At 45.3% G+C, this 16,674-nt stretch carries 10 protein-coding genes; 8 read left to right on the top strand and 2 right to left on the bottom strand.

All coding sequences use genetic code 11. The features are described 5' to 3' along the window. Positions 1-257 precede the first annotated feature (257 nt). From R3289_RS18610 to R3289_RS18600, 3 genes are read left to right on the top strand one after another with little or no spacing between them, the layout of a single operon-like run. The gene (locus R3289_RS18610; RefSeq protein WP_318927309.1) at positions 258-1,508 is read left to right on the top strand and encodes an ABC transporter substrate-binding protein; all 1,251 of its coding nucleotides are present in this window, start codon (positions 258-260) and stop codon (positions 1,506-1,508) included. Continuing rightward, entirely contained in the window at positions 1,508-3,868 is a 2,361-nt protein-coding gene (locus tag R3289_RS18605) for an ATP-binding protein (protein ID WP_318927308.1), read from the top strand. The genes R3289_RS18610 and R3289_RS18605 overlap by 1 nt, the downstream gene beginning before the upstream one ends. After that, the gene (locus tag R3289_RS18600) at positions 3,855-5,132 is read left to right on the top strand and encodes a sigma-54 dependent transcriptional regulator (protein WP_318927355.1); all 1,278 of its coding nucleotides are present in this window, start codon (positions 3,855-3,857) and stop codon (positions 5,130-5,132) included. The genes R3289_RS18605 and R3289_RS18600 overlap by 14 nt, the downstream gene beginning before the upstream one ends. Before the next feature lie 150 nt (positions 5,133-5,282). Here the strand turns inward: R3289_RS18600 and pyk are convergent, their stop codons facing one another. After that, on the bottom strand, positions 5,283-6,743 hold the full coding sequence (gene pyk, locus R3289_RS18595; RefSeq protein WP_318927306.1) for a pyruvate kinase: 1,461 nt from the start codon (positions 6,741-6,743) through the stop codon (positions 5,283-5,285). Positions 6,744-6,821: 78 nt separating this feature from the next. Beyond that, positions 6,822-8,204: an MFS transporter gene (locus R3289_RS18590; protein WP_318927305.1), complete on the bottom strand. Its 1,383-nt coding sequence runs from the start codon at positions 8,202-8,204 to the stop codon at positions 6,822-6,824. 312 nt (positions 8,205-8,516) lie between these two features. Here R3289_RS18590 and R3289_RS18585 point away from each other — a divergent pair, with 312 nt between their 5' ends. The 5 genes from R3289_RS18585 (at position 8,517) to rlmA (ending at position 16,608) form a co-directional block, all read left to right on the top strand. After that, positions 8,517-9,818 (top strand): ABC transporter substrate-binding protein, encoded by a 1,302-nt coding sequence (locus tag R3289_RS18585; RefSeq protein WP_318927304.1) that lies wholly within the window; start codon positions 8,517-8,519, stop codon positions 9,816-9,818. Positions 9,819-9,824: 6 nt separating this feature from the next. Next, positions 9,825-12,203 (top strand): ATP-binding protein, encoded by a 2,379-nt coding sequence (locus R3289_RS18580; RefSeq protein ID WP_318927302.1) that lies wholly within the window; start codon positions 9,825-9,827, stop codon positions 12,201-12,203. After that, positions 12,190-13,458, top strand: a complete 1,269-nt coding sequence (locus R3289_RS18575) for a sigma-54 dependent transcriptional regulator (RefSeq protein WP_318927301.1) — start codon at positions 12,190-12,192, stop codon at positions 13,456-13,458. The genes R3289_RS18580 and R3289_RS18575 overlap by 14 nt, the downstream gene beginning before the upstream one ends. A 329-nt stretch (positions 13,459-13,787) precedes the next feature. Continuing rightward, positions 13,788-15,674, top strand: a complete 1,887-nt coding sequence (locus R3289_RS18570) for a methyl-accepting chemotaxis protein (protein ID WP_318927299.1) — start codon at positions 13,788-13,790, stop codon at positions 15,672-15,674. A gap of 118 nt (positions 15,675-15,792) precedes the next feature. Next, complete coding sequence (gene rlmA, locus R3289_RS18565; RefSeq protein WP_318927298.1) at positions 15,793-16,608, top strand: 23S rRNA (guanine(745)-N(1))-methyltransferase; 816 nt, start codon at positions 15,793-15,795, stop codon at positions 16,606-16,608. The last annotated feature ends 66 nt before the right edge of the window (positions 16,609-16,674 follow it).

Here is a 16,674-nt window from a genome sequence, read left to right as displayed (position 1 = left end):
AACACCTAGTGGCAATAGAACGAAACCAAAACACTTAAATCCCTCCCTCACCGGTCAATATTTTGTTGTATCGGTTACCGTTATAAATACGTACCCTCACCCCGATAATGAGTCAGTAATGACACATCCAAATCATTCGACCGATAAAAACCACCAACATCTTAGAAGATTGAAAATAAGCGCCGTTATTTAGGTATAATCTCGCAAACTAACCTTGTATATAAAACCTATCAATAAAAAGGATAGTATTCACTACCATGATTCGATTGCTTCTGTTATTGCTAATTATTTCACCAGGTTGCATTGCTGCACCAACGAATCATTTAATTATTCTGACAACATTTACAGAATCATCCATTACGCCGATACTTCTGGAATTTCAGCAGCAATACCCAGAAGCAAAGATCAATGTTCTTCACCGCCGGGTAGAATCCGGTGTTCGCTTACTGGAAAAAAACAGTCCTAGTATTGATATTGTGATTTCATCCTCGCAATCTTTACTCCAACCTTTGATTGAACAAAACAAGCTAATTGAGCTGAATGCCAATATCGCTCACTCACAACTCATCGACCCATTTAGGCAGAGTCAGTCAGATAACATTGTTAGCTTCGGTTACTCGGGCTATGGCCTAATGTGGAATTATGATTACCTAGCCAAACATAATCTTGATATCCCGGCCCGTTGGGAAAGTCTGACCCACCCCCAATATTTTCGGCATGTGATCATGAGTAGCCCATACCGATCTGACACCACGCATCTAATGGTTGAAAACATTCTGCAACGCCATGGCTGGAAAAAAGGCTGGAAACTTCTCTTACAAATTGGTGGTAACTTAGCTTCGATTTCTGCCCGCAGTTTTGGGGTAAGCGATGCCATTTCTCGCGGCCTGGCCGGTATTGGTCCCGTCATTGACAGCTTCGCCTACGAAAGCCAGAAACAGTTCCCTTTTATAGGGTTCAATTACCAGAACCACAGTCCGAAGATCCCGAGTTATATCGCAGCCGTCAACAATACCCATCACTCCAAGCACAGCCTGGCATTAATTAATTATTTGCTCTCTGATGAGGTGCAGGAAAAATTGCCGACGAGTTCGCTGCACAAATATGGCTTAAAGCAAAAAACGGTACAACCTTATGCACTCCAACCACTGGATATGACCCTGACTCGTCACCGGGAAGTACTGGTAAAACAACTATTTGAACAAACAGTCAGTCACCAATTAGTCTTATTGAACCAGGCTTGGCAGCTGATCCACAAGCTCAACACGGCGCAAAACCTGACAGACGAACAACGCCGCCAATTCAATTTAGCGATCCGCCTTGCTTCGACTCCACCGGTTACTGAAACTCAGGCCAATAGCGATAGCCATCATGAACTGTCGCTATCCCGTACACATGTGCAAACTGCAAGGCGCATTAATGCCTGGCGCGGTATTATGAGTAGTCAACTTATGCAATCAATCGCCCTCAGCCAGAAAATCATTGCTGAGCGCGAAGGGAGCAAATGATGCTTCGCAGGAAAACAATTGGATATCGCCTGATTGCCGCGATTGCCTTTATGGCTTTTCTCACCATCAGCGTAAGCTTAATTTCCCTGGTCAACTGGGAAGCCATCGATAACCAGATTAAGACTATCGTTGACAAAAATATGCCCACTCTCAAGGCAAGTTATCAGCTAGAAAGAAACACCGCTGGCCTGCAGGCCAGCCTCCATCGGCTCAGCCACAATACCGACCCCGTCACGCATAACGATCTGAAGCTGAAGATCAACATTAAGCTGGAACAGATCACCAATGCGATCACTGACACCGTCGGCCTCAATTCTTACCCATCGATAAAGACTCAGCATGAAATCTTGGTACAAGATATCGCTGTTTTCGCTGACTTACTTAACCAGCGTAACACGCACCTGTACTCGCTAACACAGACCGAAAACACCATCAGATGGCTCCATCAGGATTTGGTCGATGAACTGACCCCGCTCCGTCAGGAGGTGGAATGGCAATTAACGCGGATGCTACCCAATGCCGTTAACAGTGACGTCATGGCTGATGTCATGACCGAGTTTTCGCTGATCCAATCGATCACCATTAATGAAAATAAGCTGCACCAATTGGTTCTGGAAATCATTCAGCAACACCAACACCGTGATCTCAGTAATGCGTTCTATTTTATTGGTTACAAAACCAATGAAATCAGAACAATGAGTCAAAAACTGCATCACTACCCCTCAACGATTTCATACCGGCAATTACTGCAAGAATTTATTGGGTTAGTTGAACCTGGCGGTGTACTTGAAAAGCGGCTTAAAAAAAATGTACAGTTGCATATAGATATCAGCCGGCATGAAAAACGTATCCAGACCCGGCTGCAAGATCAGGAAGGTCGGATCCAGAACATGGTGGAACAAGCCGATACCTCACTGCAGCAATTAAATGATGAAACCAGACAATCCATCATATTTAGCCGTGCGATGATGCTTGGCTTCGTGTCTCTGTCGATATTATTATCCATTATGCTGTCAATCCACTTGGTTGGCAGGGGAATTGTAAAACGCCTGAACCTACTAAGTCAGGATCTTGATTCAGTTACCAAAGGTAATTTGAATGCCAATATTCAGGTTACTGGCGATGATGAAATCGGTTTGCTCGGTGATAACCTCCGTTATTTCTGTCGCCAGATGCAGGAAATGCAGCAAAGTAATGCCCTGAACCTGATCAACAACACGCAAGCCTGCATCATCACCTGCAATTTAAACGGTGTTGTGGAATCCGTAAATCCCAGCGCCTTAAAGCTGTTTAGCTACGATACCGCCATGGCCGATATAACCATTTGGGATTTCTTTAATGAAAACATGCAGCAAAGGCTTAAGTACCTTTTTGCTGATGGCAGCCCGCTAGTGGAAAAAGGGGCCTGTAACCTCACCCTAAAACAGAACTACCAAGAAAAAACACTGTACCTGAGGCTTGATTTTCGTTTATTTAAACAAGGAAATAGCGATAAGGTTATCATCACGATGACAGATATCACCGAGCAGGAAAATGCCGCTCGCTGGTTAGAAAATATGGTACGGGAAAAAACACAGTCTCTGACCAACAGTAACCGACAGTTGAGGGCAGAGGTGGATGATCGTAAGCGGGTTGAAGATGACTTACGCGCAACACAAGATGATCTCATTCAAGCGGCAAAAATGGCGGTAGTCGGCCAAGCCATGACATCGCTCGCACATGAATTAAACCAACCTCTTTCAGCCATCTCAACCCATGTTTTTGCGACTAAAGTGGCAATTAAAAAGCAAAATCACGATCGGCTGGCAACGAGTCTGGACAAGATAGAGCACCTTACCGTACGAATGGGCAATATTATTTCCAGCTTACGTAATTTCGCTCGCAAACAATCAGCGAGCAACCCGCTGATACGCGTTAATATCCATGAATCAATACATCAAGCCATGCTGATTGTTGAAAGCCGGGCGAAAGTTCAAAAAACAACCATTATCAATGAGGTTGATACAGCGCTCTATGCGCTAGCCGATCAAGTGCAGCTAGAGCAGGTTCTGGTCAATTTAATGGTGAATAGTTGCGATGCTGTCGCTGCAAGCGAACGGCGAGACATCACGATAAGTACGCTTGACACTATCGGTAGCCCTCTGCGTATGATGGTCAGTGACACCGGGGAGGGTTTTGCTGCCGAGAGCATCAAGAAACTTTTTATTCCTTTTACTACAACGAAAGACGTCGGGCTTGGCCTGGGGTTAAGTATTTGTCGTTCAATTATGACCCGTTTAGGGGGCGAGATTTTCCTGGCTTCAAACCTTCACGGTGGAGCTATGGTCGTATTGGAGTTAAATAATGATGATAATGAATGATGATATTGAAGTACTGATTGTTGACGATGATCAGGATGTTGTAGATGCTTATCAACATTTGCTTGAAGTCTCTGGCTATAAAGCACAAACCACGACAGATCCGACCCAGGTTTTGGGGATGCTAGATAAAAACTGGCCGGGGGTCGTCGTTACCGATATGTATATGCCTGGTCTGAACGGCATAGAATTACTGGATAAAATTAAAAGCCTGGATGAAGAGTTGCCCGTTATCATGATCACAGGCCACGGTGATATCCCGATGGCGGTCGATGCGGTAAAAAAAGGGGCAATCGATTTTTTACAAAAGCCACTACAGCCAGCGGATCTTCTGGCGTTATTAGAACGGTTCCTGCCTCAGCGTAAACAGGTCGTTAATCAGCGTAGAACCATCCACCATACTTCATCAAAACAATTAAATGGTGACAGTCCGTTAATCGTTAAAATTCGTGAGCAGGTAACACAAATCGCACTCACAACCAAAGATGTGCTGATTGAAGGGGAAACCGGCACCGGTCGTCATACTGTTGCCAAACTGCTGCATAAAAATAGCATTATTCATCAGGGACCTTATATCAACATCAATGGTTCAGCCATTACTTGTACCCCGGATCTGCAACGGAGCATGATTTCCGCCCGTAGTGGCTGTTTGTGTCTCAACAATCCGCAGGACATGCCAATTGAAGCACAACAGTGGTTATGTCGTTTCTTGTTGGAGCAAGAACGCCAGTGCAAAAAGGAAGTGAGGGTGTTAGCCATTGTCGAAGGCGAGGCGGAAAAGGTGGTAGAAAATGAAAAAATGTTACCTGAACTGTTCTACTTCTTGAGCCAGGTACGCTTTTCTTTGCCGCCCCTACGGCAACGCAACTGCGATATTACACCGTTATTCCGACAGTTCTTGAAGCTGAGCTGCCAAAAGCTCAATAAGGCGATTCCTGCTGTTGATAAAGCCTACATCAACACCCTTAACCGTCATGAATGGAAAGGGAATGTACTGGAACTGAAAAACGTCGCAGAACTGTATGCTATTGGTATTGTCAAGCTGACCGGACAAGAGCGCTCTAAGCCATTAGAACAGATGAGCAGTCCGTTAGATGACCTGGTCGATGACTATGAAAAACAACTCATCGAAGATGCATTGTACCTCTTTACCGGACGTATCAATGAAGTGTCTTCTTACCTGCAGATACCACGCAAGAAACTGTACTTAAGAATGAAAAAACATGACTTGGATAAAGCCGAGTTTAAAGTCCGGCCATCGAATTAACGGCGAAAAAAAACGCTCGCCACTTTTTGCAAAGTAAGGCGAGCGAAAATAATCGATCAATAACGCCAGTCAAAGCCAACAGTGATCACTTCGGTGGAGCGCGAAGTATCACCACTAAACAACACACCGATCTACCGGCAAGAAATCAGATTAAGCGGCTACTGGCTCCGCCGTCTTCGTTAATTTAATGAATCGACAAATATCGGTATCCCCAACATTTTCGAGTGATTCAAATTGCGTTAAGATCAGCGAATCAATATCGTTTAACATCTCGGCATAATAGAGAACAGATTTCACCTCTTCTGCCAGCACTAGCCCTGACTTTCCGGCATGCTCGAAATAAACCGGCGTAACACCTCGCAATAATGCCAATTGACGTAAAACACGAGGGTCATGAGACAGTGCCCAAATCTGCTGCTTGCCCTGCCAGCGAGACATTAAGCGGGGTGTGTCACCCTGCTCGGTAATAATGGCCACACCTGATTTTTGGGTTGAGTTTGATACCGACAGCATGGCCGCTAACGCCATGCTTTTTCGCGGCTCTGAGCATAGATTCAGTAAGTTTTGCCAATTGTCACTGGCTTCGCTGATACGCTCTTCTGCGCTACTTGCAATATCAGCCATATAAGCAACGGCTTCAACCGGGTATTTACCCGCGGCAGATTCGGCCGATAACATTACGGCATCCGTCCCATCAAGCACCGCATTGGCAACATCCAATACCTCAGCTCGCGTTGGCATCGGATTCTCAATCATCGACTCCAGCATTTGAGTCGCCGTGATCACCGGACGGCCATGATAACGCGCCCGCTCAATCAACCGCTTTTGTATCAGAGGTAAATTGACATCACCGATTTCAACGCCCAGGTCCCCCCGTGCAACCATAATCACATCAGACGCTAAAATAACATCATCCATTGCTTTCACTGAGGCCACCACTTCAGCCCGTTCCACTTTTGCCACGATTGCGGCATGACAGCCAGCCGCTTTAACCAACTGGCGAGCTTCATGTAAATCAGCTGAATTACGAGGAAAGGAAACGGCGATATAATCGGCATCAAGAGCCGCTGCAGTGATGATATCCTGCTTATCCTTATCGGTAAGCGCAGGTGCCGAAAGGCCACCACCAAGCAGATTGATCCCTTTTCGATTAGACAGCACCCCAGCATTTAACACTGTGGTGTGAACTTTCCCGCCATCAATGCCCGTTATTTTCAGACGAATACGTCCGTCATCCAGCAGTAGAATGTCGCCTTGCTGCACGTCGTTGACTAATTGGGGAAAGTCCAAACCGACGCTGTTTTTTGTGCCGGCATCTGAGGCCATGTTTACATCAAGGGTAAATGTCTGATCTTTTTCAAGCATCACCTTGCCATCACGAAAAGCAGCAATGCGAATTTTAGGCCCTTGCAGATCAGCTAATACCCCAATATGGCGCCCTAACCGCAAAGCAATTGCCCGAACTAATTCAGCGCGGGCAATATGCTCTTCAGCGGTACCATGAGAGAAATTCAAACGAACGACGTTCACACCCGCTAAAATTAATTTTTCAATCGTTTGCGGATCATTACTGGCGGGGCCTAGCGTGGCAACAATTTTGGTTTTGCACATAGGTATTACCTTAGAGAATACGTAATTAGACAAGTAGCGGCATCACGCCGCTACTTAAAATCATTTATTTCACAACTACTATTTCGCTAGAGCAGGCTCGCCAGGTTCATCAATCATGGTTACCTTCTTGGCATTCCAAACCGTTAAGGCTAAGAATAGCGATACAATTGATGCACCAATCCAGAAATACTGTGCAGCACCAAAGTCATACACTTTCATCGTTTCACCGGCCTCATTCACTACTTCAGTTACCGTGATAAGGTTTGATGAAATCAGCTCCTGCGCCGATGCTGCCATGTACGAGAACAGACCGATGAAGCCTTTCACCGCACCCACTGCGTTTTTAGGCATAAGATCACATGCTGTCAGGCCAGCCAGGAAGACAACCAGACCACCAATTGCAAAGCCAATCAGTGTCAAGGCTGCAGCATCCATCATTCGGCTTGGTGGAGCAAAGAATAGTAAGAACATCCCGATCACGTTGGCTATTCCATATAACAACGTTGGAATATGGCGGTTCGCGTTAAAGATTTTGTCTGACACAATTCCTGATAGAACCGCACCGACAAGACCGGCAATCGGGTAAGCTGACATTGCAAAACCAGCATCAATCAGGCTATAGCCTTTGACTTCCTGCAGATATAACACCGCCCAAGAAGAGATTGCATATCGTGAGGTGTACATCGCCGCACATGCCAGTGCAATCAGCCACACCGTAGGTTGCTTCAAAATGAACAGTTGAGCGCGGCGGGTTTCTTTCGGATCATTGCCTTTTTTAAATTCAGGCTCTTCACCAAACGCAGTTGCCGCATCAGGCAGACCATAAGTCTGTGGGCGGTCACGCAGAACGAAGAACATGCATAGCCCAGCAATCACCGCAGCAATACCGGCACCAATGAAGCCTGCACGCCAACCGAAGTAGCTCACCATGGTCGCGGTCAGAATCCAGGTAATACCTTCACCGATATTACGAGAGCCGCCCCAAATCGAGTAACGGCTGCCTCGCTGCTTGGGAGAGAACCACTGGAAGAGGGAAACGCATGAAGGCGCCGAGCCTACAGATTGGAACCAGCCGTTTAATCCCCATAAAAGGATAAAGAAAAATGCGGTGGTATTCATCCCCATCGCGACGGCTGTAAAGCCAGACAGTATGAGAGAAAATGACATAAACCGACCGATGTTGGCATAATCGGACATAAAGCCATTCGAGAACTTACCAATTGCATAAGTGAAAAAGAAAGCCGAACCCATAATACCCAGCTCTGCTTTGGTCACAATTTCCGCATCCAGCATCGGCTTTTTCACAACGCCCAAACTCATACGTACCACGTAGAAAACGGCATAGCCAAAAACTAAACCTAAAAATACAGACCATTGGTGGCGTTTAAAAACGGACTGAATTTTATCAGGGCTTCCTTCCATAACCGGTTTATCCGGTCTGGTTTTAAAAAAATCAAACATATTAATCTCCATGCATATACTGTTATTTGTAATGTAAAATAATCAAGCTGTCGTGCTTTGAGATGGATAATAGGCCGTTATTCATATCCGGCAAGGAGGCGGTTTTGGGATCAATCTTTCCCAAAATTAATTTAACGTCGGACAACAAAAGGACATTTAAACTGGAGAAGTCTGGTTATATCAAAGATAATGATTCACAACGGACTTGAGAATGTCCCAAGAATGGACCATGCCCTTTTCTAAATAATATTCTCTTATTCCCGTAATTTTGATAGGGCGCACAAAACGCTAAATTTAGGGTCTATTTTCACTATGTATTATTTAAAAGCGACCATCATGGCCAAGATGAAGATTATTAGAACACTCACGACACTGTTAATATTCTTATTGGTTACGGGGAATGTTTTTGCCACTGAAAGTAAACCAATCGTGATACTTACAACCTTTTCCGAGTACACAATTTCTCAACAAGTCGAACAATACCGGCAACTGTTCCCGAATACTGAAGTACGTGTCATATTCAGGCGTACCCGCTCGGCCTTACGACTGTTAGCAAAAGATGATGCTCAGAATATTGATATCATCATCTCATCATCTCCTGTGCTATTTAATCACCTTTCAACCAACAAGCAGCTCTATGCCATTAACTCACCGCATCAGGTTCCGAGCTGGCTATCACCTCATGTTATTGATATTTCAGGTGAAACAACCGCATTCGGCTATTCTGGGTTTGGTCTGATGGCTAATCGGCAATATCTGGCCAGCCATCATTTACCGACGCCGAAATCATGGGAAGATTTAACAAATGCAATGTACTTTCACCATATCACCATGAGTACCCCTTCTCGGTCTGGCACAACAAGTCTGATGGTTGAAAACATACTTCAGCATTATGGCTGGAAAGATGGCTGGGAATTGCTCATGCAGATCGGGGGGAATATCGCCTTTATTTCCTCACGAAGTTTCGGTGTCAGCGAGGCTATTTCAAAAGGATTAATTGGCGCCGCTCCGGTAATAGACAGTTATGCTATAAACAGCAAAAAAGTATTTAATTACATCGACTTTAATTATCTGCCCAACTCTATTCTGATGCCGGCTTATGTGGGTATCGCGAAGAAAAGTCATTCGATTTCAAATGCTAAAAATTTCGTTGATTTTTTACTTTCGGACTCCGGCCAGCGTGCACTGGAAAAATCATCTATGGCTAAATATTCTCTTAATCAGCCACAATTAGCAGAAAGCACATCTTTTATTTTAAATAAACAACTGTTACATCGCCGAGATGCGCTCATTTCCCTGCTCTTTGATCAAGCAATTACAGAGCAACTACATCAACTTAATAGTACCTGGGCCTCCATCCATCAATTAGAGGCTACAAATAATATGCCTGCTGAGGCTCACAATAAACTGTTACAGGCAAAACAGTATGCCGCTAAGGTTCCCGTTACCGAAGAACAATCCAGATCCCCTGTTTACTTGGCACAATTTCATCGTGACGGTGCAAAGCGCGGCAGAGATCCGGTTGTTGCCGCTGAAATTCAGCGGTGGAAAGAAGCCCTTAAGCAAAATTTGCAGCAAGCAAATCATCTGCTCAATCAAATAAACCAAGAGTAAGTTACCGTGTTGTTCAAATTCACTACGATTGGCTCACGCCTTGTCGCTGCCTTTACTTGCATTCTACTGATGGTTTGCTTAGTCAGCATTGTTGCCTTTACCACTTGGAAAACCTTGGAAAGTCAGGTTGATCTGATGGTTGATGAAAATATCCCGGCACTGAAAGCCAGCTATCAACTGGAACGCAGCAGCGCAGAACTACAGGCATATCTGAATGAAGTGTACACAACGAACAACCAGCTAAGACTGAACCAGCTCAAAGTCAGGCTTGAGAACGAAATGGCAGATCTCAACCGTGCGACGATTACCTTAACGTCCCTGCCGCTGGTCAACACCTTGAGGCAAGAATATCGCCAGCTGGCCAATGATATTCAGCTCTACACCACACTGCAGGAAACTAAGATCGATCTGAAGCTGAAGCTGAATAAAACCTCTGAAACTATCTTATGGCTTCATCAGGATATCGTTGATGAACTGACACCGTTGAACCAGGAGTTAGAATGGCAAATTACCAATTCACGCACAGCAAGTTTAAACTCAACAACCCAAACCTCGCTCTATAGTGATTTTTCAGCGTTACAACAACTAACCGTTAACGAAAATGAACTAATTTCTCTGGTTCAAGAGGTCACCCGTCACCATCAGCAGCGTAACCTCAGCAGTGCTTTCCAATTTATTGGATACAAAACCAAGGAAATTAAATCACTGAGTGATGCTTTGCTACATAACGCTACCAGCATTACTCACCACCAGTTACTACTTGAACTGATTGCCATTGTTCAGCCTGACAGCAAGCTTCATCAGCTTCTTCAGAATATTGTCGCGATCAATCTCCAGACCGACAATCAAAAACAGACGATTAAAACCCGGCTAAACTTTCAGCAAGAGCAAATAAATAAACTGGTCAATCAGGCAAGTCGAGAGCTACAAGGTATTAAACTCGAGGCAAAAACAACCGTCAGGACCGGTAATCACGTTCTCTTTATTGTTCTGCTCTGCGCCTTATTGTGTAGTGCGTTTATCTGTACCTATTTTGTCCGCAAACGTATTGTTGGCCGGTTACATGATCTGAGCCTGGCACTGAGTGCCGTTGTAACGGGTGAAGTCGAACTGCCGGTTTCGGTCACAGGCGATGACGAGATCGGCAAACTCGGTAGCAACCTGCGTAATTTCTGCCTGCAACGACAGGAAATCGAAAAAACCAATGCCCTGAACCTGATCAACAACACCCAGGCAAGTATCATCACCTGCACGACAGACGGGATGATTGAATCGGTCAACTATCAGGCCAAAGAAATTTTCCCCCTGCTCACGTCACCACACGTCAAATCAGAAACGATTTGGGATTTATTCGAACCACAAAAGCACCAGCAGTTGAAATCAATATTCACTTCACAGAGTACACTGCTCAGAGAAGGTGCTTACTGTTTAACCATGGCGATGAATGATGAATATCGTCAGACACGCTACTTCCGTCTGGATCTGAGGGTTTTTCAACAAAATAAGATACCTAAGGTCATTATTACCCTGACCGATATTACCGAACAAGAAAATATTGCCCGCTGGCTAGAACATAAAGTCGAAGAAAAGACACAGTCATTATCAGCCACCAACGCTGCGCTGCACGATGAAATTGAAGAGAGAAAACGCGCTGAGGCCAATCTTGTCACGGCACAAGATGAACTGATCCAATCGGCCAAAATGGCTGTCGTTGGTCAGGCCATGACAACACTGGCACATGAATTAAATCAGCCGCTTTCTGCGTTGTCGACATACATTTTTACTGTACAGATGACTTACAACGAGACCCAATATCCCGATCTGAACGACACACTGGCGAAAATGAATGAGATCTGTGAACGCATGGATCACATCATTGCCAACCTGCGTAACTTTTCAAAAAAAACCACAACATCTAAACTGAACAGTGTCGTTAATCTGTATCAAGCGACGCAGAATGCCATTGATATCGTCGCCTATCGGGCCAAACAACATAACATTCAGTTCAATAATCAGCTTACACCATCGAGTACCGGCATTGGTGAACCGATTCAAATTGAACAGGTTCTTGTGAACTTACTGGTCAATAGCTGCGATGCCCTCGCACCTTTAGTCAACGTACATGGCCACGTCGATATCATCGAGCTAGGACGTTCAGATCAACACCTAACCATCGCCTGTTGTGATAACGGGCAAGGCTTTGACAAAGACATTATAAATACACTATTTACCCCGTTTACCACCACCAAGGAAGTAGGGTTAGGGCTTGGGTTGAATATTTGCCGTTCGATTATGATCCGGATGAACGGCTCGATTCAACTGGCCTCGACACTAAACGGCGGTGCTATGATTGTTTTGGAGTTCCCTATAAATGATGCTCAGTAATGATATTCAAGTTGTACTTATCGATGATGATCAGCACGTGCTGAACTCATGCCAGCATTTATTGCAACTTGCAGGTTATAAAACACGTGCCTTCCAAGATCCGCGCATGGCTCTCAAAGAGATCCATCCGAATTGGTCAGGCGTGATCCTGACTGATATCTATATGCCCACCATGAGTGGCATGGAATTGATTGACAAGGTAAAGGCGATCAGTCCACATCTTCCTATCATCACCATCACCGGACATGGTGATATTTCGATGGCTGTTGAAGCAATGCAGAAAGGGGCTGTCAATTACTTAGAAAAGCCTTTAAAACCCAAAAAATTGCTTAACTTACTGGAAAAAGTCATTGCAGAGCGGAAAAATCTCGTCGAGCAGTGGCAAATCATCGAAAACAGCCTCCCTGAACAACTTCTCGGTACCAGTACTGAAATTGAAGAGCTGCGCAACCACATTAAACTGTTGGCCAGCGCAGACAAAGATGCGCTGATTCAAGGCGAAAGCGGAACCGGACGATATACCACCGCCACCCTGTTACATGAGCACAGCCCACGTAGTTCACAGCCGTTGGTGGTTAGAAATGGTAATTCTATTCAATCGGTTAAAGCACTGGAATGTACATTAGAAGAAGCAGAAAAAGGTAGCTTGATATTACAAGACCCAGGCTCCATGCCAGCAGAAGTGCAACGCTTTCTCAGTCACTTTTTATTGAATCAAGAACGTTCGGGGAAACGTTCGGTGAAGCTGATCGCGATATTTGGCGAGTGTCCGGAAAACGAATTAAAAGAACACCGCCTGCTGCCAGAGTTGTTCTATTTTTTAAGCCAAGTCCGCTTTGCTATCCCGCCATTGCGCCAGCGTAAAGAAGATGTCATTCCACTGTTTCGCCATTTTCTAAAAAAAAGCTGCGCCTTATTAGGCAAGCAACGGCCTAAAGTGGATAAAGCGTATTTAGACACACTGAAGCGCCATCAATGGCCGGGGAATATTAGAGAGTTAAAAAGTGTTGCCGAGCTCTATGCGATAGGGATGGTAAAGCTCTCTAACGCCGATCGTACTCAGCCGATAGAACAAATGACCAGCCCATTAGATGACCTGGTTGAACAGTATGAAAAACAATTAATCGAGGATGCGCTCTATTTGTACGCCGGGCGCATCAACGATGTGTCAGAATATCTAAAAATTCAGCGCAAAAAACTCTATCTCAGGATGAGAAAATACGACTTAGACAAAAACAATTACAAAGTGAATTAAGATCCAGCGATTTATCCCACCTTCAAACCATTAATACGCCTGATACTATTCAGGCATATTAATTCCCTTGAGGCCTAACCCCACTCCGACTATATGTTATTTAACCTTTTTTGGCCCTTTTTGCCTCATAAATACATAAATCAAAGAGACAGTATTCGATAGCCTTCTCAGTACCCGCCAAATTAATTGTTACCATTCACCATCATCTATCGCTGGCTACAAAAAGATAAAAACAACCAATATTTATCTGTCCAGCCAGTAATCAAAGCCACGTTTCAAATGAGTATAAAAAACACTCGATATGTTACGATCATGAGGAATGTCTTCTGATGAAATTCAGAGAGCTTACGCTTAACGCAAAATTATCACTGTTACTTATCTTAATCGTGCTGACCGTAACGACCACATTGTCGCTGCAGGCAGCCAGCACCTTAAAAAATCACACCACTGAAGAAGCCCGCGCCATGATGGATAATGTATCCCGCGTGGCCGCACTCAACCTGAGCGTATGGATGGATGACCGTCTCAATACGCTTAAAAACCTGTCTAAACCTCTTGATAAAGCAAGCCACTTAGATGCCCTTCAGCAAGCACAGCGCTCGTTAGCACTTGATGATGCCTATTATGCTGATGCACAAGGCTATTATATTCGTTCGTTCCCCTCACGGGTCAAGCAAGGCTATGATGCCAGAATCCGCCCTTGGTACCAGAACGCCATCACCGCCAATCGTCTGGTCATTTCCAAGCCTCTTATCGGTAAAAACTCCGGCATTATGAAATTTATTTTATCGATGCCCACCACGATAGACGGTGTTCCTGGTGTTGTTGGCGCGGCCATCACGACCGACTATTTAGTCGATGCCCTGCAGCAATTTAAGCTCAACGTAAGCAGCCATGTCTTCTTGCTCCATCAAGACGGAACCATCATCGCTCATGATGATCCCGAGCTTGTTCTCTCTCCGGCATCAGAACTGGACAGCCAGCTTTCGCCTGCCGCCATTGTGCAAGCAGCCCAGAATGATGAACTGTTAAACGTAACGTTAAACGGTCAAAAACACCTGCTCTCACTGACCAAAGTGAACAACTCGGAATGGTATTTAGCCATCAGTCAGAACGAAGAGCTGACGTTTTCCGCTTATCACTCATTATTAAAAGAACAAGCCATTATCGCGACAGGCCTGACCCTTATGGCCATTTTTATGGTGACACTGCTAATCAAGATGATGCTGAAGGGGCTGGTACAGCTCACGAACGCGCTAAAAAACATCAGCCATGGTGATGGTGACTTAACGGTGCGTTTACCGGTAGAAAGCCGTGATGAGGTTGGACAGTTAGCCGATGCATTTAATCACTTTGTCAGCAAACTACAAATTATGATGAGTGATACCAATACGATTTCAGTTAGCCTGTCTGAACAAGCGGCTAATACCTCAGCCTTAAGCAAAGCACAAAATCAAAAAGTCCATGAGCAATATAAGCAGATTAGTTGCGTAGCAACAGCCGTCAATCAAATGGCTGCTGCCACCCAAAGTATTGCCAGTAATGCTGAGGCCACGGCCCGTCAGACGCATCAAGCTAGTGAAATGTCGGATGCAGGTTACCGGCAAGTATTAAAGAGCCAATCAGCAATCACCCACTTAGCCAATGAAATCAAAAATACGGGTACCACAATCAATCAATTAAACTTTCAAGCTCAGAATATTTCAGCCATTTTATCGACTATCAGAAGCATTGCCGAGCAAACTAACCTACTGGCGTTGAATGCGGCCATTGAAGCGGCACGCGCCGGCGAGCAAGGTCGGGGATTTGCCGTTGTGGCCGACGAAGTTCGGGTACTAAGCCAGCGTACCCACTCTTCAACCCAAGAAATCCAGTCCATGATTGAAGAACTGCAATCCACCACAGGCCTTGCCGTGAAGTATATGGAGGAGAGTCAGGGCATCGCTAAAGTCAGTGTTAATGAATCAGAAACGGCTTGCAACAGCCTGCTACAAATCACCCATACCGTTTCCAGCATTACCGATATGGCAACTCAAACCGCCAGCGCCGCAGAAGAACAAAGCCTGGTTACTGAAGAAATCACGCGCAATACCGAAGCACTAGAGCAGGTTGCCAACCAAATTGCACAAGATACCGAGTCAGGCCACCAGCAGGCAGAGGCTCTGCGCCACCTCGCCGATGAGCTTAACCACGAGGTGAATCAATACAAGATTTAACCGAGATTCACTGTTCAGCAATTTGATCGCAATTGGCCCGGAACAAACCGGGCCAACTTGCAGGCCGATATCGAGGGGTTTACAATATCTGCCGTCTCTTAATCGCCTGGCTTACACCATGTCTTACCAATGTCCACTTTGTCACTCCGCACTTGTTCAACATTCTCAATATTGGCGCTGTGAAAATAATCATCAGTTTGATCAGGCCAAAGAAGGGTATGTGAACCTCATGCCGGCTCACCATAAAGGTTCGAAGAACCCAGGTGACAATCAGGAAATGATGCAGGCACGCCGCTTGTTCCTCAACACTGACCATTACAAGCCATTGCGCGAAGAAGTCGTTCGTCACCTGGACGAACAACTTTCTGAAGATGCCGGGCAGATACTGGATATTGGCTGCGGTGAAGGTTACTACACATCTGAATTTACCCGGTTAAATACCCGTCATCCCGAGCTGGCCGTTCATGGCCTGGATATCTCGAAAGTCGCCGTTCGCTATGCTGCAAAACGCTATAAAAACTGCCACTTCTGTGTTGCCTCAAGCCACCGCCTGCCTTATCCGGAGCAATATTTCGATGCAATTGTCCGCATTTATGCTCCATGCAAGGCCGAAGAGTTACAGCGCACCATGAAAAAAGGCGGGGTTTTAGTGACCGTCACGCCTGCGGCACGCCATTTATACCAATTAAAAGAGCTGATTTACGATGGCGTTCGCTTACATGATATGGCACCGGAAGTCATTGAAGGATTTGATCTTATTGTTGATCAGCAACTACACTATGACATGCAGCTAAGCGGTGAAGAAGCGACCGCGCTGATGCAAATGACGCCATTTGCCTGGAAAACATCAACCGAGGTGTGGCAGCAACTGGCAGATTCACCGACGTTCAGCTGCGAAGCCGATTTCGCACTTCGTGTTTATCGCCGTCAGTGATCTCCGCATGATATAGACAGAGTACGCCCAGACAGAGATGAAATTAAGCCTCAGTTTCATCTCATT

The organism is Photobacterium sp. (assembly GCF_033720175.1).
In the GTDB taxonomy this organism is placed as follows: domain Bacteria; phylum Pseudomonadota; class Gammaproteobacteria; order Enterobacterales; family Vibrionaceae; genus Photobacterium.
Note: the sequence above shows the minus strand (reverse complement) of the source record. Positions and strands in the feature narration are given on the sequence as shown.